The organism is Nostoc sp., assembly GCF_036917315.1.
Classification (GTDB): Bacteria; Cyanobacteriota; Cyanobacteriia; order Cyanobacteriales; family Nostocaceae; genus Nostoc.
Genome location: NZ_JBALDR010000042.1, coordinates 111,900 through 132,321, shown reverse-complemented (window position 1 = coordinate 132,321; position 20,422 = coordinate 111,900). Strand labels below are relative to the sequence as shown.

Genomic DNA, 20,422 nt, shown 5'->3' with positions numbered 1-20,422 from the left:
CGCCCGCTACGCCAACAGACTAGAAGTCTGGGGCTATAAAACTAAACCCGCACAACGACCGACTCAGTGACCACCTGCGCGGGTTTCAGAAAGTCCGTGTAGGCGGCCTACCCTTCTCTTCGACCCGGATTTCTCACCACACCTCGAATGGAGGAGTAATGAGTAGTGAGTAAGGAGTAACTCGTCAAGAATGTACAAGTTCTTGCACTGGTATTGCGCCTGTTGCTCTTTTACTTATTACTCATTACCCATTACTTATTACTCATCATCAAACGCAAAGGAGCTTGTGAGAAATGCGGGTTCGAGAGGCTACGCCAACGGGTTCTCCAAAGGAGTACGTTTGTGTAGCCGCGATTTCCAATCGCCCAGTGTTTCTTCCAAAAGTGGATGTCCCGTCTAAAAGAATATCTAGGGTTTAAAACCCCTGGAGGTGGGTTAATACTTCTCGGATAAACCCAACAATCCCTCTTTGAGTCTGGGGAAAGGTTAGTGGGCTTGCGATAAAGGTAGATTCAAACCCTTTCCCTTTCCCCTTTTCCCCAAAACCCGAAAAGTATTGGGAGGTGGGTTTGATGTGTGTAGCCGCGAATTCTATTTGCTAGGTCTGCCAACTTTTTCTATATTATTATCCTCAATTGTTCTGTGAGAATACTTATTCTGTATTGATATATTTAATGTTAGTTTTACATTCTATTTATAATTACTGCCCGGAAAGTAGCTTAACTTTATAATCTAGAATATACTTCACCTCTTCACTATTACTTGGAAAAATATCCTATTTAACTTCATGATTACTTGAAATAAATGTCATTACTTATACCATTGTAAGAGCAGTTTAGATGATTGATATTAGAGAAGTAGTTTAAAAACATACCTTGTCTAGTACATGAATAAAAAATGGGCTGTTAAACGACTTACAATCAATCTCACATCAGGCGAGGCACAGAAGCTTGAACAATACTGTTCAACGACTGGCAGACCAGCAACTGATGTAATTCGGGAGTTAATTCGCTCTCTTTATGCTAAAGATGAAAAAGCCTCTGAAAGCTCATGAATCAAACTGCAAAAAAGTGAAACAGGATAAGTACATCTTAATTTGTCAGTGAAATATGCTGCTTAACAGTTATCAGCTAACAGTGAATCCCTATAATTAAAGTTAGGGAATTTAAATAAGAATACTCTCTTACAAAGTTCAGAGCCGAGGAAATCTTCGCTCTGACTTTTGCTTTGGATATTGTGCAATCATCTTGATACACTTGCATAATTAAAAATATCAAATTAATTGAATAAAAGATAGGTAGAATTCAGCATCCAGATGTTCTTACTAGCTTGCTTACCCGTAGCGGTAGGGAGTCTGTAAGTGTTTTTTAAACTACTAAATTTCAAGTTTTGTGGCTGTCTTTAAGCAGTAATTTATCCATTTTTTCGGTCAGAATACCCTTCTTGTATCTGGCTTTGCTCCTGAATTCTTTTTTGACAAATAGTAATATTACTGATCTTTTCGGAAAATTTTTAAGTTAGATATAGTACTTACCACTTATTTACTTATACTTTCCAAAGTATTAAGAATTTAATCTCTAATTTATTTAATTACAAATAATGGTTAGAAAAACCTTGGTCATAAATCAGCCAAAGGTAAGCAATTCCGTGGGCGAACTGAGGATTTTTGCTGGATTTATAACACTCAGCTTTGCGATCGCCGCAATATTGTGTAACTATCAGGATGCAATCGCCCAAACTCCTGCACCTCAGACATTACCTCCAGGTCGGTTAGACGATCTTCCTGACACTGCGTTACCGTCGGATGTGCTACCCAAGCCACCAGACGAGAATCAATTGCTTCCATCCCTAAAATTACCGAATCAGCCGATTCTGGAGCAGAATGACCCTAATACCAAATTTCGGGTCGATCGCATTGAAGTTGTGGGCAGTACAGTTTTCAAAGCAGAACAGTTTGCCGCTGTCACAAATTCCTTTGTGGGACAAGAACTGACATTTGCAGAGTTGTTGCAAGTTAAAGATGCCATCACCAAACTCTACACTGATAACGGCTATGTCACCACAGGCGCATTGATTACACCGCAGACAATTGAAGCTGGGACAATCAAAATTCAGGTGATTGAGGGTAGTTTGGAAGAAATTAAGATTGTCGGTAATAGGCGATTACACACTCAATACATTCGCGATCGCATTAAACTTGGTGCAGGCAAACCTCTAAATGTACCGCGTTTAATAGAAAAGCTGCAACTACTCCGCCTCAATCCGCGGATTCAAAACCTGTCAGCCGAGTTGCAGACAGGCGTGCAACCGGGAACCAATGTGTTGCAAGTGGAGGTTAAAGAAGCAGAAACTTTTAAACTGACAGCAAGCCTGGATAATGGGCGATCGCCAAGTGTGGGCAGTTTTCGCCGGGGAGTGGATCTGCAAGAAGCCAATTTATTGGGTTTGGGCGATACCCTGAGCGTGGGATACGCCAATACCGATGGCAGTAATACAATCAATGTCAATTACACGTTGCCGATTAATGCCCACGATGGCACTGTATCCTTTGGTTTTAGCCAAGGATGGAATCGCGTGATTGAAGAACCATTCAGTGTCCTTGATATCCAGTCAAATACTCGCTCTTACGAATTGAGTTATCGGCAACCACTGGTGCAAAAACCAACCCAAGAGTTGGCAGTGGGGCTATCGTTCTCGCGTCAGTCAAGCCAAACTGAGTTAGGTCTTGATAATATTGGGCCGTTTCGACTCTCCCCAGGTGCAGATGCGAACGGAAAAACCAATATTTCGGCTCTGCGCTTTTTTCAAGAATATACCCAGCGAAGCAACCAGTATGTATTTGCGGCGCGATCGCAATTTAGCTTAGGTGTAGATTGGTTCGATGCGAATGTCAGTAATAATGAACCAGATAGCCGCTTTTTTGCGTGGCGGGGACAAGCACAGTGGGTGCGACAATTAGCACCGGATACTCTATTTTTAGCTAGGGGCGATTTCCAACTGGCAGCAGATTCATTAGTACCTTTGGAGCAATTTGGTCTTGGTGGACAGCTAAGTGTACGGGGCTATCGCCAAGATGCATTACTCACAGATAATGGTATGTTATTTTCGGCGGAATTTCGAGTCCCAATTGTCCGCGCTGCCAAAATTGGCGGAGTGTTGCAACTGACACCCTTCATTGATGTAGGTAAAGGCTGGAATACCAAAGGCGAAAATCCATCACCGAGTACGCTTGTTAGTACTGGGTTGGGGCTGTTATGGAAACAGGGTGATGACTTCTTGGCCCGCATAGATTGGGGCATTCCTTTGATTTCAGTGGACGGGGAAAGGCGATCGCTCCAGGAAAATGGACTGTACTTCTCAGTGAGTTATTCAGCGTTTTGAGGCAATCAATAATCCCTGTGACTATGAATATATCTCAAAGAGTTTTATTCAAAAAACTCTTTGAGTTTTGCTAGTCATGGTTTTAGCAATTTGAAATGTTGGCAAACTAAATGAAAACAACCTTTATTTGGCTGGGTTTGGTGAATATTATATTGAGAAGTGGGATGTTTATCCCTCTGGCTGCTATGCTCCTCTGGAGTAATTCAACCAACGCCCAGGTGACACCTGATAGCACCCTCAACACTACCGTCTCCCAAAGCGGTAATAACTTCACCATCATCAATGGCAATCAGATTGGGAAAAACTTGTTCCATAGCTTCAGCCAGTTCTCTTTGCCTACAAATGGTTCCGCCTTCTTCAATAATGCCACCGATATCCAAAACATCTTTGCCCGTGTCACAGGTGGTAGTGTGTCTAATATCGATGGGTTAATCCGTGCCAACGGTAGCGCCAATTTATTCCTGCTCAATCCTGCGGGTATTTTGTTTGGGGCCAATGCCCAACTGAATATTGGTGGATCGTTTGTTGGAACAACTGCAACCAGCATCAAGTTCTCTAACGGGGTGGAGTTTAGTGCTACCAACACTACACCAGCCCCTTTGTTGACGATCGATGTGCCAGTTGGCTTACAATTTGGTAGTAATCCAGGAGCCATTACCGTCCAAGGGTCAGGACACAATGCCCAATTAGGCGACTCACTTCAGGTTTCTGGATTAAACCTCGGTACGAGAGGATTGCAGTTGCAACCTGGAAAGATGCTGGCATTGCTGGGTGGGAATGTTGCCTTAAATGGAGGATTGCTCTCCGCACCAGGAGGGCAAATAGAACTGGGTAGCATCACTAACGGAAGCGTCACCCTCAATTCCATCCCTGAAGGATTTGCGCTGAGTTATCCTAATGCTTCGAGTTTTGGCGATATTCAGATAACTCAACGAGCTTTAGCATCTACACGCGACCTCAGTGGGCAATGGGGAGGAGCCATTCAAATTCAGGGGAAACAGGTCAGCATCCGAGATGGTTCGCTGATATTAGTGCAAAATCGCAGCAATCAAACTGCTGGTGATATTGCAATCAATGCCACCCAGTCCCTCCAGATTATCGGCAAGTCTCCTGATTTTAAAAGTTCCAGCAGTTTAATTAATGAAACTATATCCCCAGGTGCAGCAGGGAATATTATCGTTACCACCCCACAATTGAATATTGATGGGGGTGGGTATATCTTAAACCGTACCTTTAGCACAGCACCGGGTGGCAATATTGCAATAAATACTGATGAAATGCGGGTGAATGGTTTTGCATTTGGCGATCCTTCTCCTTTTCGAGCAGTCAGCCAGATATTAGCTGCTTCCTATGGGGCTGGAAAAGGTGGAAATGTTAACATCTCCACTCAAAACCTGTCTATTTTAGCTGGCGGCAATATAGCAGCAAGACCCTACGCTTCAGGTAATGGCGGCGATCTCATCGTCAAGGCAGATACAATTCAGGTGACAAATGAGGGAGCGCCAAAGGGTTTTTATTTTAGTTTGTTGTCTACTGCCACATTCGGGTTTGGTAATGCAGGGGATTTGAAAATCGATACCCGCAAGCTGTCGGTTCAAGCTGGCGGCAGAGTGTCAGCTTCTAGCATAGTTTTAGGAAATGCGGGTTCACTGACTATCAATGCGTCTGAATCGATTGATGTGAATGGGGTCAAAGATGCAGAAAATCCCAGCTATATTGGTACTGCTGTTCGTCCTGTTTTTGGAGTTTCCAGCGCTACTTCAGGTAACACCACGATTAACACCCCACTTTTTAACATCAGTAATGGTGCAACAGTTTTTGTCCAAAACCTTGGCTCCGGTAAAGCTGGTACTCTAAACATTCAGGCGAACACCCTACGACTCGATAATCGGGCCAGCATTTCAGCATCCACAAAAGCCGGCGGTGGCGGTAACACTAATTTACAACTGCGGGATTTACTACTGATGCGTCATGGCAGCTTTATCAGTGCAGAAGCAGGTAGCAGTGGTAATGGTGGCAATATTACGATTAATGCTCCGAACATCGTGGGTTTAGAAAATAGTGACATTATTGCCAATGCTGTGAAAGGAAAGGGTGGCAATATTCAAATCGCAACCCAAGGGATTATCGGACTCAAGTTCCGTCCCCAACTCACTTCCGAAAATGACATTACCGCTAGTTCTGAATTTGGGGTTAGCGGTACCGTTCAAATCAATAACATTGGTGTTGACCCCAATTCTGGCTTAGTTGAACTACCAGCGAATGTAACCGATCCATCGCAACAAATAGCCAGTGGTTGTTCTGCAAACCAAGGCAGTCGATTTGTGGTAACGGGACGGGGTGGTGTACCGCAAAATCCCAATCAAGATGTGACGAGCAATGTCTACGACGGGCTACGCCTAAGCACTTGGTCTGATATCCGCGATATCTCTGCATACCGCAAAACTGGCGAAATCACAGCACAAATACCTGAATCTTCAGAAGTTATTGTCCAAGCTACTTCCTGGCATCGCAACACCCAAGGCAAAATTGAGTTAATTGCGGCTCAAGCAACCCATGTACAACCATATTTAACCTGTGGTGCAACGAACTGAAGTTCCAGCAATTGCAATGCCTGCGGCAAGTTTCGTTTTCAGAAAGCTACACCAAGATGACAACTAAAACCGTTGATGCTGTTCAAACACAATACCGTTTAGGGAACCCTATATGTATTAAGTATTGATGGAAAGTGAGCGATGAAAGCACCTTCTGTTTGCTGGGGTTTGATCGATATAATGCTGACAGGTGGGATGCTCCTTTGGTGTGCCTCTGTGAGTGCCCAGCTAACTCCCGATGGCACCCTCAATACTGCTGTCTCCCAAAGCGGTAATAACTTCACCATTACTAATGGTAGTGCCGCCAACAGTAACTTATTTCACAGTTTCCAGCAGTTTTCGATTCCCACTGGCGGTTCGGCTACTTTTGATTTAACGAACACGCCCAACATTTCTACCATCTTCAGCCGTGTTACTGGCGGTAATATTTCTAACATTGATGGCTTGATTCAGACGATTAACGGCAACAACCCCGTCAGTCTGTTCTTGATCAACCCTAGTGGGATAATCTTTGGAGCTAATGCCCAACTAAACATTGGGGGTTCGTTTATTGGTAGCACTGCCAGCAGTATTAAATTTGCCGATGGTGCTGAGTTTAGTGTAATTAATTCGGAATCTGCCCCCTTGTTGAGTATCAATGTTCCCATTGGGTTGCAACTGGGTAACAATCCCGCATCAATCACTGTTCAAGGTACAGGACATACTTTGAGGAATCCCAGTGGACTGACTCTAGCTCCCCCGATTCAGACTCCCAGTTCTACAAAACTGCGGGTACAGCCGGGAAACACCCTAGCTTTAGTGGGTGGCGACATACATCTAAATGGGGCAAACCTAATCGCCGAACAAGGGCGAGTTGAATTGGGTAGTGTAAGCGGTACAGCATTGGTAAACCTGATACCAACCACACAGGGCTATACACTGGGATATGGGAATGTACAAAGCTTTGGCGATATTCAACTGGCACAGCGATCGCTCTTAGATATCAGCGGCGTGAATGCAGGTTCCGTTCAAATTCAGGGTAGGCAAATTCAATTCACCGATGGCTCTCTGGTACTGGCGCAAAATTTTGGCAATCTCCCTGGTGGTGACATTCGCCTTCAGGCTACAGAGTCCATTAATCTAATTGCCAAAACAGCTGATGGCGCAATTCAGAGCGGAGTGCGTACTAATGCTTTTGGTATGGGAGCTAGTGGGAATATCAGCGTTATTACTCCCAACTTCACTATCAAGTCGGGAGCGGGGTTGAATAGCACAACTCTTGGAGCAGCTCCCAGTGGCAATATTTACATTGATGCAACCGCCATTGAACTGTCTGGCTTTTCAGCCAATAATCCTGCTGATGTCACCACAGTTAACACTACTACACTAGGCACTGGGAATGCTGGTGATGTTTTCGTCAATGGTAATAGTCTACTAGTATCAAGCGGTGCCTCACTATCTTCGGCTACCTTTGGCAGTGGTTCTAGCGGTAAAGTGACGATTCGCAACAACAATACCACGGTGATCGGAGAAAGTCCCTCTGGACTTTACAGCAACATTAGCTCAACTACATTTGCAACCGGAAGTGCCAAAACCTTGACCCTAGATACTGCGAAATTGCAAATTTTGGATGGGGGAGCAGTTGCCGCTACCGCATTTTTTGCAGGTAATGGGGGAGATTTGAGCATCAACGCTACTGAAGCTATCGCCATCAGTGGTCAAGGTCGGGCAACTAATAGTAGCATTAACGCCTCCACCATCCGACCCGATCCGTCATTGCGGAAACGATTTGGTTTGCCAGATATATTAACAGCGAATGCCGGCACTGTCAGCATTACCACACCGAACTTAACGCTGACGAATGGCGGGACAGTCAGTGTCACCAGTCAAGGTAGTGGAAATGGTGGCAATATTAATATTAGTGCAGATACCATCCAATTAAAGAATCAAGGATTTATTCAAGCACAAACAGAATCCGGTAATGGTGGCAATATTAAATTGTCCACCAAAAATCTGTTGCTTCTGCAAGACAATAGCCAGATAACTTCAACAGCTGGCGGTTCAGGGAATGGAGGTAATATAAACATCAATGCACCCATCATCATCGGCTTGAAAAACAGCGACATTATTGCCAATGCAGTCCGAGGCAGAGGTGGTAATATTCAAATCACCACTCAAGGCATCTTTGGGCTGAAGTTCCGCAACCAACTCACACCTGAAAGTGACATCACCGCCAGTTCCCAATTTGGGGTAAGTGGCACGGTTCAAGTTAATACTATCGGTATCGATCCAAATTCTGGTTTAGTCGAACTGCCTGCAAATGTCACCGATCCATCTCAGCAAATTGCTACAGGCTGCGCGGGCAGTGAAGGCAGCCGCTTTGTGGCAACGGGACGAGGTGGTGTGCCGCAAAATCCTAATCAGGTGACGAGTGATGTCTACGATGGGCTACGTCTACGCACTTGGTCTGATATCCGCCATCTCTCTGCATACCGCAAAACAAGCGAAGTGATAGCCCAAATACCCACAAAAGAGGCAGTTTTTGTCCAGGCTACAGGTTGGGGACGTAATGCTGATGGCAAAATCGAGATATTTGGAGATAAATCTGCTACTCAGGTGCAACCAGCATTAACCTGTGCTGCGGTTCCGAGAAGTTAATGATGTTATCAATCATATCATTTAGGGAATTCTAATTTTAAATCAGTAAAAGAAGTCTTTAATAATGAAAGCCGTACCCTTTGTATTTATATTGACAAGTGGGTTATTAACTCCAGGGATGATGCTAAGGGCGATCGCTCAGGTGACATCCGATGGTACTACCAATACCGTTGTCAACCAAAGTGGTAATAATTTTAATATTATTAACGGTATACAAAAAGGTAATAATTTATTTCACAGTTTCAGTAATTTCTCTATACCCACAGGTAAAACAGCAATCTTCAACAACGCCGCAGATGTGCAGAATATCTTCAGTCGCGTCACTGGTGGGAGTGTTTCCAACATTGATGGTTTAATTCAAGCCAATGGTAGCGCTAATTTATTTTTGCTTAATCCCAGTGGGATAATTTTCGGTGCAAATGCCCAACTTAATATTGGCGGCTCCTTTATTGGGACAACTGCCCAGAGCATTAAATTTAGTGATGGTGCTGAATTTAACGCTATTAATCCCCAAGCTAACCCCTTATTAAGTATCAATGTTCCTATTGGTTTGCAAATGGGCAACAATCCTACACCGTTGGCGCAGCCCGCCTTCGGCATCACCGTTCAAGGCACAGGACACCGCTTGACTAATATCGGTGTCCTGCCTCTTGTCACTCAAAATCCGAGTGCGACAGAATTGCGGGTACAGCCGAGAAAAACCCTAGCTTTGGTGGGTGGCAATCTGAATCTGAATGGGGCAACTCTGACCGCCAAGCAAGGGCAAGTAGAATTAGGCAGTGTGAGTGGTTCAGGATTGGTTAGTTTGCTCCCAACTGCACAGGGGTATACTTTGGGATATGAAGATGGGCAAAAGTTTGGTGATATTCAGCTTACACAGCGATCGCTATTAGATATAAGCGGGGTGAATGCAGGTTCCGTTCAAATTCGGGGGCGACACATTCAATTCACCGATGGCTCTCTGGTGCTGGCGCGAAATTTAGGCAATCTCCCCGGCGGCGACATTCGCCTTCAGGCTACAGAAGCGATTGATTTGATTGGCACAACAGCTGATAGCACAATTCGCAGTGGGGTGCGTACTGAAGTTGTGGGTATCGCAGCTAGTGGGAACATCAGTGTAATTACTCCCCGTCTTACCCTCCAGCAGGGAGGGGGGTTGAATAGCATTTCAGTTGGAGTGGCTCCCAGTGGCAATATCCACGTTGATGCAACAGCGATTGAACTGTCTGGCTTCTCACCAATCAATCCAAAGGTTAGTAGCCTTTCTACTTCTGGCTATGGTTCTGGGAACGCTGGCGATATCTCCGTCAATGCCAATAGTTTACTGGTGTCAAATGGTGGATCGCTGATTTCAGGTACATTTGGCAGTGGCTCCAGTGGTAAAGTGACGATTCGCACCAATCACACCACTGTCATGGGAGAAGGCCCCGATGGAGTATATAGCAACATTAGCTCAATCACTTTTGCGACCGGAAACGCCAAAACTTTGACCCTAGATACCGCCAAATTGCAAATTCTGGATGGGGGAGCAATTGGGACAACTACATTTTTTGCCGGTAATGGGGGAGATATAAGCATTAACGCCACGGAATTCATCGAGATTAGCGGTCGCAGTCGAAGCAATAACAGCAGTATCAACTCATCTAGCATTCTACTACCTCTACTACTCCGGCAGAGATTCCATCTACCGGATAAACTCACGGCAAATGCAGGTAATGTGAGCATTAACACGCCGAGCCTAACGCTGACAGATGGCGGGACAGTCGGTGTCACTAGTCAAGGTAGCGGCAATGGTGGCAGTCTCAAGATCGCAGCCAATACCATCCGATTAGACCGTCAAGGAAGTATTCAGGCACAAACAGAATCAGGTAATGGAGGTAATATCAACTTACAAGTTGGGAACTTATTGCTACTGCGTGACAAGAGCGCGATCGCAGCAACAGCAGGCGGTAATGGTGATGGAGGTAATATAAACATTAATGCACCGATCATCGTTGGCTTAGAAAACAGTGACATTATTGCTAATGCCATTAAAGGCCGGGGGGGCAATATTCAAATCACTACCCAAGGCATCTTTGGGCTGAAGTTCCGCAACCAACTCACACCTGATAGTGACATCACCGCCAGTTCCCAATTTGGAGTGAGTGGCACGGTTCAAGTTAATACTATTGGTATCGATCCAAATTCCGGCTTAGTCGAACTACCAGCAAATGTCACCGATCCATCCCAGCAAATTACTACAGGCTGCGCGGATAGTGAAGGCAGCCGCTTTGTGGCAACGGGACGAGGTGGTGTGCCGCAAAATCCCACACAGGAAGTGAGGAGCGATGTCTACGACGGGCTACGCCTACGCACTTGGTCTGATATCCGCAATCTGACTGCATACCGCAAAACAGGCGAAGTGATTGCCCAAATACCCACAAAAGAGGCAGTTCTTGTCCAGGCTACAGGTTGGCGACGTAATGCACAAGGAAAAATTGAGTTAATTGCAGATAAATCTCCTACTCAGGGGCAACAACCATTAACCTGTGCTGCTGTTCCTAAAAGTTAATCATGTTATAAATAATGCCCTGAATGGGAACTATAACTTGAAATCAGTAAGAGAAGTCCTTGGTGATGAGAGTCTTAGCTTTTCTATTTATATTTACAACTGGGTTATTCACTCCAGGGATGATGCTAAGGGCGATCGCTCAGGTGACATCCGATGGCACAACTAACACCACTGTCAATCCAAGTGGTAATAATTTTACTATTCTTAACGGGATTGAAAAAGGTAATAATTTATTTCATAGCTTCAGTAATTTCTCCGTGCCTACAGGTGGTTCAGCGAGATTCGATTTAATTAACACGCCAAATATTACAACCATATTTAGTCGAGTTACAGGTGGGAATGTTTCCAATATTGATGGGTTAATTCAAACTCTCAACACTAATAATCCGGTAAGTTTGTTTTTAATGAATCCTGCGGGGATTGTGTTTGGAGCAAATGCCCGCTTGAATATTGGCGGCTCCTTTGTGGGAACGGCGGCGAATAGTATTAACTTTGCCGATGGGACGGAATTTAGTGCTGTGAATGCTTCGGGTACTCCTTTGCTGACTATAAGTGTACCTGTGGGTTTGCAACTTGGGGCAAATGCTGGAGCGATACAAGTTCAAGGGGCAGACTTGCGAGTTAAAACCGGGCAAACACTAGGGTTAGTTGGTAGTCAAATCGACATGACCAAGGCAAAACTGACGGCACCAGATGGGCATATCGAACTATGGGCTTTGCAGAATGCTGGGATTCAAATGGAAAATCAAGCTCAATGGCAACTGACGAGTCCTGTGGCTACGACAAATTGGGGCACAATTACGTTACAAAAAGCTTCATTGGTTGATGCAAGTGGAATTAACGGGGGTGCAATCAACATCCGTGGACGTGGGTTGACGGTGCAGGATGGGTCGAATATTAGTTCCACTACCTTTGCTGGGCAAGGTAAGGGAATTACTGTCAACACCACAGACTTTGTTGACCTGCTGGGTGTTTCTCTCCCAGAACAATTTAATCCTGGCATTGGAACTTCTTTAGGTATCTTTTTTGGGCCTCCAGCAACTGGACGAGCTGGAGATGTAACAGTAGAGACAGGACGCTTAAAGTTAGCAAATGGAGCTTGGCTTCAGTCCTCTTCTAATGGCAACAATTCTCGATCGGGAGATGTAACTGTTCGGGCTTCAGATGTAGAGGTGGTAGGTTCTCATCCATTTTTTGCAATCCCCACCTCGATTACCACCACTCTCTTTGGTGGCAAGAACAATCAGAGTGGAAATATTTCCATCGAAACAAATCGAATGCGGCTGCAAGATGGTGGAATCGTCAGTACATCTTTGATACCCTTTAACGGTATCTCTCCTCCCACGGGCAAGGCTGGAAATATCTCAATCCGAGCAACTGAGAGCCTTGATATCTCAGGATACACACCCTCTCTACTACTGTCTGGAGTGGGTACGAGAATTGGTCAAACAGAAGGAGACGCGGGAAATATCTCAATCGATGTTGGACGTTTGCATCTCTTTAATGGCGGGTCTATCCGCAGTACTTTATCAGGAAAAGGGAAAGCGGGAAATATCACCATTCACGCGCAAGAGGTAGCAGTTAGCGATCCAGTAATTGATGTTATCAGCAAATTACCTGGTGGCATTACTGTTTCTGCGGGTGATAATTCAGTAGGTTCAGGTGGAAATATCGCTTTAACTGCTGACAACCTACGGCTCTTTAATGGCGGACAGATCACCTCTTCCAGTCAGGGTCAGGCAAATGCGGGGAATATTAACTTACAAGTTAAAAACATTGATATCCAGGGTATGTCTCAACCTTTAACTAACGGTGAAATTGTGCCCAGTACGATCGCAGCATCTTCAACAACTAATTTTAACGCCGGAACCATAAATATTACATCTAACACACTGAAAGTACGTAATGGTGCGGAAGTGACCGTGAGCAATATAGGAGGCGGAGATGCAGGTAATTTGAATATTACAGCCAATAATATTTTCCTCGACAATAAAGCCAGTCTGCGATCGGAAGTCAAAGGAGGTAGTCAAGGTAACATTCATCTCCAAGCAAATGATGTTTTGCTGTTACGTCGTGGCAGTAATATTACAACTAATGCCACTGGTACTTCTACCGGAGGTAACATTGATATTACTGCTGGAGCTATTATTGCCCTTCCTGACGAAGATAGCGATATCGTTGCCAATGCGGTACTCGGAAGCGGTGGAAATATTCAAATCACCACCCAAGGCATCTTTGGGCTGAAATTCCGTCCCCAACTCACCCCAGAAAGCGACATCACCGCCAGTTCCCAATTTGGAGTGAGTGGCACTGTTCAAGTTAATACTATTGGTATCGATCCAAATTCCGGCTTAGTCGAACTACCAGCAAATGTCACCGATCCATCCCAGCAAATTGCTACAGGCTGCGCGGATAGTCAAGGCAGTCGCTTTGTGGCAACGGGACGGGGTGGTGTGCCGCAAAATCCTAATCAGGTGACGAGCGATGTCTACGAAGGGCTACGCCTACGAACCTGGGATGATATACGAGATTTATCTGCTTACCGCAAAACGGGTGAGCTAAATGTCCAGATTCCAGCATCCTCAAAGGTTCTCGTCGAAGCCACAACCTGGCATCGCAATGCTGACGGTAAAATTGAATTGATTGCGGTTAAACCAGCGTATGTACAACCATCTTTAACCTGTGCTGCCGTTCGTAAAAGTTGATGATGTTAGCGAAAATACCATTTCGGGAACACCTGATAATATGCCGATCGCTGATAATTATTTTGATTTCAGGCAATGGGCGTTACCAACACAACTATTTTGGGAATTCTAAGACCATTAGTTAAAGGTAAAGTATTTAAATGCCAATGAGAGGTATGTCTAACAACAAGCCGCGAAGCGTCTATGCTTTTCTAATTATATTAACAAGCGGGTTGTTAACTCCAGGGATAATGCGATCGGCGATCGCTCAGGTAATATCTGACGGCACTACCAATACCATTGTCAACCCCGACGGTAATAACTTCACAATTATTAATGGTATAGAAAAAGGCAATAATTTATTTCACAGCTTCAGGAATTTCTCAATACCTGCTGGCGGTTCAGCAACCTTTGATTTAGTGAATACACCTACTATTACAACTATATTTAGTCGGGTGACGGGTGGAAATATTTCCGATATTAATGGATTAATTAGCACTATTAATAATAGTAACTCGGTAAGTTTGTTTTTAATGAATCCTGCGGGGATTGTGTTTGGTAAAAATGCCGCGTTGAATATTGGCGGTTCGTTTGTGGGGACAACGGCGAATAGTATTAAGTTTGCCGATGGGGTGGAATTTAGCGCTACTAATTCCGGTGCTGTGCCTTTGTTGACGATGAATGTGCCCATTGGTTTGCAGATGGGGACAAATCCAGAAGCGTTGGCACTTCAAGGTACAGGACACACCTTAACACTTAGCAATAGTCGGACTCCTATCAATCGCACTCCTAGTCCCACACAACTGCGGGTACAGCCTGGAAAAACCCTGGCGTTGGTCGGTGGTACTCTAAATTTGTATGGGGCAACTCTGACTGCCGAACAAGGGCGGATTGAATTGGGTAGTTTGGGCGACGCAGGGTTAGTTAGCCTCGTGCCAACCACTCAGGGTTATACACTGGGGTATAGCAATGGGCAAAGCTTTGGTGACATTCAACTTGCTCAAAAATCTCTACTAGATGTCAGTGGGGTAAATGCAGGTTCCGTGCAGGTGCAGGGTAAACACATTCAACTTACCGATAGCTCCCTGGTGTTGGCACAAAATCTCGGTAATCTTCCTGGTGGCAACATACATCTGCAAGCATCAGCAGGAATCGATGTGACTGGTACACTCAGCGGAATTCGCAGTGAAACCTTAAGCACTGGCACTAGTGGGAACATCAGCGTCATTACTCCCCGATTCAGCCTTCAGCAGGGAGCAGCATTAAACAACATTACTTTTGGAACAGCTACCAGTGGTGATGTTCAGGTTGATGCCTCAGTGCTGGAGATATCTGGCTTCTCGCCCATCAGTTCAACTGGTAGCGTGATTAACACTAGTACCTTCAGTTCTGGAAGTGCAGGTAATGTCTTTGTTAATGGCAATAGTTTACTAGTGTCCGATGGTGCAGGGCTGTCTTCAATATCCCGTGGTAGCGGTGACAGTGGTCAAGTTTTCATTCGCAACATGGAAACTACCGTCAGGGGAAGCAACTTAGCACCTATGGGTACTAGGATTGGCTCAACTGCTTTCAGTACAGGAAACGCTAAAACCATAACATTGGATACAGCCAGGTTGTATCTGCAAGATGGAGGAGCAATTACCACAAGTTCGTTTTCTGCCGGTCATGGCGGAGATATCAGGATAAATGCCACAGAATCCATCCAAATTATTGGCAGTAATAACGTAATAAATAATAGCGGCATCCCCAATAGCGGCATCACCTCGTCCGTCCTGAGCCTAAACCCAACATTACAGAAGCAATTTAATGTATTTTACGATACGCCAATAGGTAATGCAGGTACTATGAGCATCACGACACCAAACCTGACGCTCAAGGATGGCGGGGCTGTGAGCGTTACCAATGATGGTAGTGGCAATGGTGGTAGTATCAACCTCACCGCAGATAGTATTCAATTAAACAATCAAGCTTTAATCCAAGCAAAGACTGCATCTGGTGATGGAGGTAACATCAGCTTAGGAGTTGGCAAGTTATTGCAGCTACGCGACAATAGCCAAATCACTGCCACCGCAGGCGGTAATGGTAATGGCGGTAATGTTAACATCAATTCACCCATCATTGTTGGATTAGAAAACAGCGACATTATTGCCAACGCAGTCCAAGGTAATGGGGGCAACATCGAAATCACCACCCAAGGCATATTCGGGCTAAAATTCCGAGACCAACTTACTCCTGATAGTGATATTAGTGCCAGTTCCCAATTTGGCGTCAGCGGTACAGTTCAAGTTAATACTATCGGTATCGAGCCAAATTCCGGTTTAGTCGAACTACCAGTAAATCTCACCGATCCATCTCAGCAAATTGCTACAGGCTGTGCGGGCAGTGAAGACAGTCGCTTTGTGGCAATAGGACGGGGTGGTGTACCGCAAAATCCAACGCAGCAAGTAGCTAGCCTACGCACTTGGGACGATTTGCGAGATTTATCTGCTTACCGAAAAACAGATAAGGTAACTACGCAGATACCTGTATCCCCAAAAGTCCTCGTTGAAGCCACTTCTTGGCAGCGCAATGCTAACGGCAAAGTCGAATTAATTGCGATCCAATCTACCGCAAATATACAGCCCCAGTTAACTTGTGATGCAGTTCCCAAGAGTTAATTTGCTCAGGAATCTTATAACCAAGTTGATTAAATTTCAAAGTAATATAGTATACGCCTTATCGAACTGATGTAGTGACAATTACTTATGGATTTCCAAATTAAACAACTTCGTTGGCTATATATCAGTCTGAGTATTTTGAGCTTATGTTTGGCAATAACCATTACACCTACTAGAGCGTCTTTGCCAGTACCAACAACTTCTACCCTAAATGTGTCAGCATCGACTTCTCAACCGACCAATTGGCTAGAACAGGGACGAAACTTCTACCATTCAGGACGCTTTGCAGAAGCAGTGACGATTTGGCAAACGGCAGCACAACAGTATCATACCCAAGGCGATCGCTTGAACGAAGCTCTAAGTTTAAGTTACCTCTCACTAGCACAACAGGAGCTTAATCAATGGCAAGCAGCCCAACAGTCTATTGAGCAAAGTCTGAAACTTTTGCAAACAGGTAAACCCTCTGCTGATGCAATTCTTTGGGCACAAGCGCTCAATACCCAAGCGAATTTGCAATTGCACACTGGCAAAGCTGAAACCGCCCTCGAAAGTTGGCAACAAGCTCAAAAATTTTATGAGCAAGCAGGTGACACAATGGGAAGCCTGGGTAGTCAAATCAACCAGGCACAAGCTTTACAAACTTTAGGATTTTACCGCCGTTCTAAACAACAGTTAGAGGCACTGACTCAAAAACTCCAAGGGATGCCGGATAATGAAATCAAAGTCAGCGGACTGCGATCGCTTGGTTTAGCCTTGCAAATAATTGGCGACTCTGGTAAAAGTCAACAGATTTTAGAGCAAAGTTTAGCGATCGCACAGAAAATTGCAGCGAAACCCCATTTGAGTTCTATCCTTATAAGCTTGGGTCAAACTGCCGTTGACTTGGAAGATCCAGAATCAGCATTAAATTACTTTGAACAGGCTCAACTCTTAACAACTAACCCAAGCGATCAATTACAAGCGCGTTTAGCTCAGTTCAAACTTTTCCTCAATTACGACAAACTGGAGTTTGTTAACCCACTCGCACCTCAGCTACTCCAACAACTCCGGGAACTGCCCCCCAGTCACACCTCACTCTACGCAGCGATCAATTTTGTTGCCACTCTCAACCACCAGTCAAATTCTGACCAAATTCTACCGCTGAAAGATTTGGCGCAACTAATGGCAATCACAGTCAAATCTGCACAGCAAATTCAGGATACTCAAGCCGAAGCTCATGCACTAAATCAGTGGGGAAAACTCTATCAGCGTACACAGCAGTTATCTGAAGCACAGGACTTAACTCAGAAATCCCTCAACATTGCCCGCCAACTCCAAGCTAACGATATCATTGCTCAATCTGCTTGGCAGGTGGGACAGTTGTATAAACAACAAGGCGATCGCTCAAAAGCGATTACCGCTTATACAGAAGCAGTCAACGCTTTAAAGGCACTGCGGGGAGATTTGGTAGCTATCAACCCTGATGTCCAGTTCTCTTTTCGCACCAGTGTGGAGCCTGTCTACCGAGAACTGGTTGATTTACTTCTAGAGAATCAACCTAGTCAAGCAGAACTAATCCAAGCTCGTGAATTGATTGAGTCCCTCCAAATTGCGGAACTCGATAACTTTTTTCGGGAAGCCTGTTTAGATAAAACTCAACAGATCGATCGGGTCGATCCCACTGCAACCGTCATTTATCCGATCATCCTGCCAGATCGTTTAACAGTAATTCTCTCCAAAGCAGGGCAACCACTCCGTTCCTATGTCACTCACAAACCTCAAGCTGAAATTGAGCAGACTCTAGACAATTTTTTGGTTGCTCTTAACCCTGTTTCCGATTCCCAAGACAGGGATCGATTGTCTCAACAAATTTATAGTTGGTTGATTCGTCCAGAGGAGGCAGAGCAAGCATTGATTGATACCAAGACATTGGTGTTTGTTTTGGATGGTCGATTGCGGAACATTCCCATAGCAGGTCTTTTTGACGGTAAGCAATATCTAATCGAGAAGTATGCTGTGGCACTCTCACCAGGATTGCAACTAATGGCGACGCGATCGCTTCATCAAAACCAGATGAATGCGATCGTCGGTGGCATTAGCCAATCTCGCGCTGGTTTTAGTGCTTTGCCCGCCGTGGAATCAGAAGTGAAACAAATCTCCAAGTCAGTATCGTCCTCTGTGTTGCTAAACCAGAAATTTACCAGTCAAGCCCTCGCTGAACAGGTGAAATCCAGTAGTGCAGGTATTGTCCACCTAGCAACCCACGGACAGTTTAGTTCCCGCCTAGAAGATACCTTCTTGCTCACTTGGGATGGACAAGTCAATGTTAAAGAGTTATCTGAACTCCTGAAAAATCGGGGTAGCGATCCATCGAAAGCCATCGAGTTGCTGGTACTAAGTGCCTGTGATACAGCAGCAGGAGACGATCGCGCCGTCCTGGGACTAGCAGGCTTGGCTGTCAAATCTGGCGCACGCTCAACTATCGCCACCCTATGGCCCGTCAAAGATCGGGCAGCCGCGATGCTAATGACTCGCTTCTATGAGCAACTGCGACAACCCAAAATCACTAAAGCCGAAGCATTAAGACAAGCACAAATTAGCCTAATTCGCCAAACTGATTTCCACGAACCGTTCTTTTGGTCTGGCTTTGTTTTGATCGGCAACTGGATTTAGCTAAGTAATACAACGGAGTCTTCTGCTCATAGTTTAAGCTATTTTTTACATAGCTTGGATTAAAGTTCGCCTATACTGCTAATAGAAGTTCCCTGACTTTACTGTTACTTAGACTTCTTCTTTGAACTTCTGACCATAGCCGAAAGAAACGTATTTTGTTTGTATCACATTGCAATGACATAAGGAAAAACATCATGAAACGTCGATATTTAGCTAGTACATTGAGCGTCATCGCTCTGATCGCTAGCACTACATGGACTACTGCCTTTGCTGTTACATTTACCCCACCCCCCAACAGTAGCTCTCCTAGACAAGCAACTGGAGGAGCTTCTCGCGGCAACCTCTTTACACCTACTGCCGGGAAAGGTGCGCCCAGACAAGCAACTGGAGGAGCTTCTCGCGGCAACCTCTTTACACCTACTGCTGGGAAAGGTGCGCCCAGACAAGCAACTGGAGGAGCTTCTCGCGGCAACCTCTTTACACCTACTGCTGGGAAAGGTACGCCCAGACAGGCAACTGGAGGAGCTTCTCGCGGCAACCTTTTTACACCTGCCCCTGGCAAAGGCGCTCCCCAACAAGCAAGTGCGGGTGCTTCTCGCGTTGGTACTTACTACTTGAATCCATCGATTACAAATACAACGCAACCAGCAGCGCTAATCGCCCTCTTGCCGCAAAACTTCTATGGCACAACAGTGTCTGAACGTCCCACAATCTTGGTGTATCTCCCAGCTTCCAATGCCGAAGAAGCAGTGTTCAGCCTCAAAGATCAAGCTGGCAATATGCAACATCAGATGAACATTTCGGTTGCAGGAAAAACTGGGGTAATCGCGATCGAATTACCAGCTAATGCACCCGCTTTAGCCGTTGGTAAAAACTATCAATGGTTCCTAGCACTGAAAGTAGATGGTCAACTCAGTCCGAGTACGCCCTACGTCGATGGTTGGATTCAGCGTATCCAGCCCAGCGCTGAGTTGGCAACAGCAATCCAAGAGCAAGATGCTCTGAAGCGGGCTACTATTTTGGGTAAAAACGGTGTTTGGTATGACTGTGTGGCAACACTTGCATCGGTATACACCACTCAACCTAACAATGCGACTCTCCGCAAACAATGGGAAGAACTTCTATCCTCAGTCAGTTTGAAGGAGATTGTAACAGCGAATTTATTAGCATCTACTAACTAATACCAATTTGGGCATGGGTATGGGAAAAGACAAGGTAGACAAAGGAGAAACTTGTTCAATAATTCCTCCTTGTCCCCTTTGTTCG

Annotated in this window: 9 protein-coding genes; all 9 read left to right on the top strand. The window is 45.1% G+C overall.

Features of this window, described 5'->3' with window-relative positions; all coding sequences use genetic code 11:
* The first annotated feature begins 886 nt into the window (after positions 1-886).
* The 9 genes from V7K84_RS18715 (at position 887) to V7K84_RS18675 (ending at position 20,337) form a co-directional block, all read left to right on the top strand.
* A complete protein-coding gene (locus tag V7K84_RS18715; RefSeq protein ID WP_334840183.1) occupies positions 887-1,054 on the top strand; it encodes a CopG family transcriptional regulator in 168 nt (55 codons plus the stop codon).
* A 545-nt stretch (positions 1,055-1,599) separates the two neighbouring features.
* Positions 1,600-3,381 (top strand): ShlB/FhaC/HecB family hemolysin secretion/activation protein, encoded by a 1,782-nt coding sequence (locus V7K84_RS18710; RefSeq protein WP_334840181.1) that lies wholly within the window; start codon positions 1,600-1,602, stop codon positions 3,379-3,381.
* 110 nt (positions 3,382-3,491) lie between these two features.
* Positions 3,492-5,975, top strand: coding sequence for an S-layer family protein (locus V7K84_RS18705; protein ID WP_334840179.1), 2,484 nt, complete (start codon positions 3,492-3,494; stop codon positions 5,973-5,975).
* A 141-nt stretch (positions 5,976-6,116) separates the two neighbouring features.
* Positions 6,117-8,612 (top strand): S-layer family protein, encoded by a 2,496-nt coding sequence (locus tag V7K84_RS18700; RefSeq protein WP_334840177.1) that lies wholly within the window; start codon positions 6,117-6,119, stop codon positions 8,610-8,612.
* A 64-nt stretch (positions 8,613-8,676) separates the two neighbouring features.
* The gene (locus V7K84_RS18695) at positions 8,677-11,163 is read left to right on the top strand and encodes an S-layer family protein (RefSeq protein ID WP_334840175.1); all 2,487 of its coding nucleotides are present in this window, start codon (positions 8,677-8,679) and stop codon (positions 11,161-11,163) included.
* A 65-nt stretch (positions 11,164-11,228) separates the two neighbouring features.
* Complete coding sequence (locus V7K84_RS18690) at positions 11,229-13,868, top strand: S-layer family protein (RefSeq protein ID WP_334840173.1); 2,640 nt, start codon at positions 11,229-11,231, stop codon at positions 13,866-13,868.
* A gap of 155 nt (positions 13,869-14,023) precedes the next feature.
* Positions 14,024-16,504 carry an S-layer family protein gene (locus tag V7K84_RS18685; protein WP_334840171.1) on the top strand — a complete coding sequence of 827 codons (2,481 nt, stop codon included), beginning with the start codon at positions 14,024-14,026 and terminating at the stop codon, positions 16,502-16,504.
* 87 nt (positions 16,505-16,591) lie between these two features.
* Positions 16,592-19,156: a CHAT domain-containing protein gene (locus V7K84_RS18680; RefSeq protein ID WP_334840169.1), complete on the top strand. Its 2,565-nt coding sequence runs from the start codon at positions 16,592-16,594 to the stop codon at positions 19,154-19,156.
* 194 nt (positions 19,157-19,350) lie between these two features.
* A complete protein-coding gene (locus V7K84_RS18675) occupies positions 19,351-20,337 on the top strand; it encodes a DUF928 domain-containing protein (RefSeq protein ID WP_334840167.1) in 987 nt (328 codons plus the stop codon).
* The last annotated feature ends 85 nt before the right edge of the window (positions 20,338-20,422 follow it).

Coding starts and splice junctions, on each gene's coding strand:
- V7K84_RS18685 (WP_334840171.1), top strand. CDS start 14,024: ATGTCTAACAACAAGCCGCGAAGCGTCTATGCTTTTCTAATTATATTA.
- V7K84_RS18705 (WP_334840179.1), top strand. CDS start 3,492: ATGAAAACAACCTTTATTTGGCTGGGTTTGGTGAATATTATATTGAGA.
- V7K84_RS18710 (WP_334840181.1), top strand. CDS start 1,600: ATGGTTAGAAAAACCTTGGTCATAAATCAGCCAAAGGTAAGCAATTCC.
- V7K84_RS18695 (WP_334840175.1), top strand. CDS start 8,677: ATGAAAGCCGTACCCTTTGTATTTATATTGACAAGTGGGTTATTAACT.
- V7K84_RS18675 (WP_334840167.1), top strand. CDS start 19,351: ATGAAACGTCGATATTTAGCTAGTACATTGAGCGTCATCGCTCTGATC.
- V7K84_RS18700 (WP_334840177.1), top strand. CDS start 6,117: ATGAAAGCACCTTCTGTTTGCTGGGGTTTGATCGATATAATGCTGACA.
- V7K84_RS18690 (WP_334840173.1), top strand. CDS start 11,229: ATGAGAGTCTTAGCTTTTCTATTTATATTTACAACTGGGTTATTCACT.
- V7K84_RS18715 (WP_334840183.1), top strand. CDS start 887: ATGAATAAAAAATGGGCTGTTAAACGACTTACAATCAATCTCACATCA.
- V7K84_RS18680 (WP_334840169.1), top strand. CDS start 16,592: ATGGATTTCCAAATTAAACAACTTCGTTGGCTATATATCAGTCTGAGT.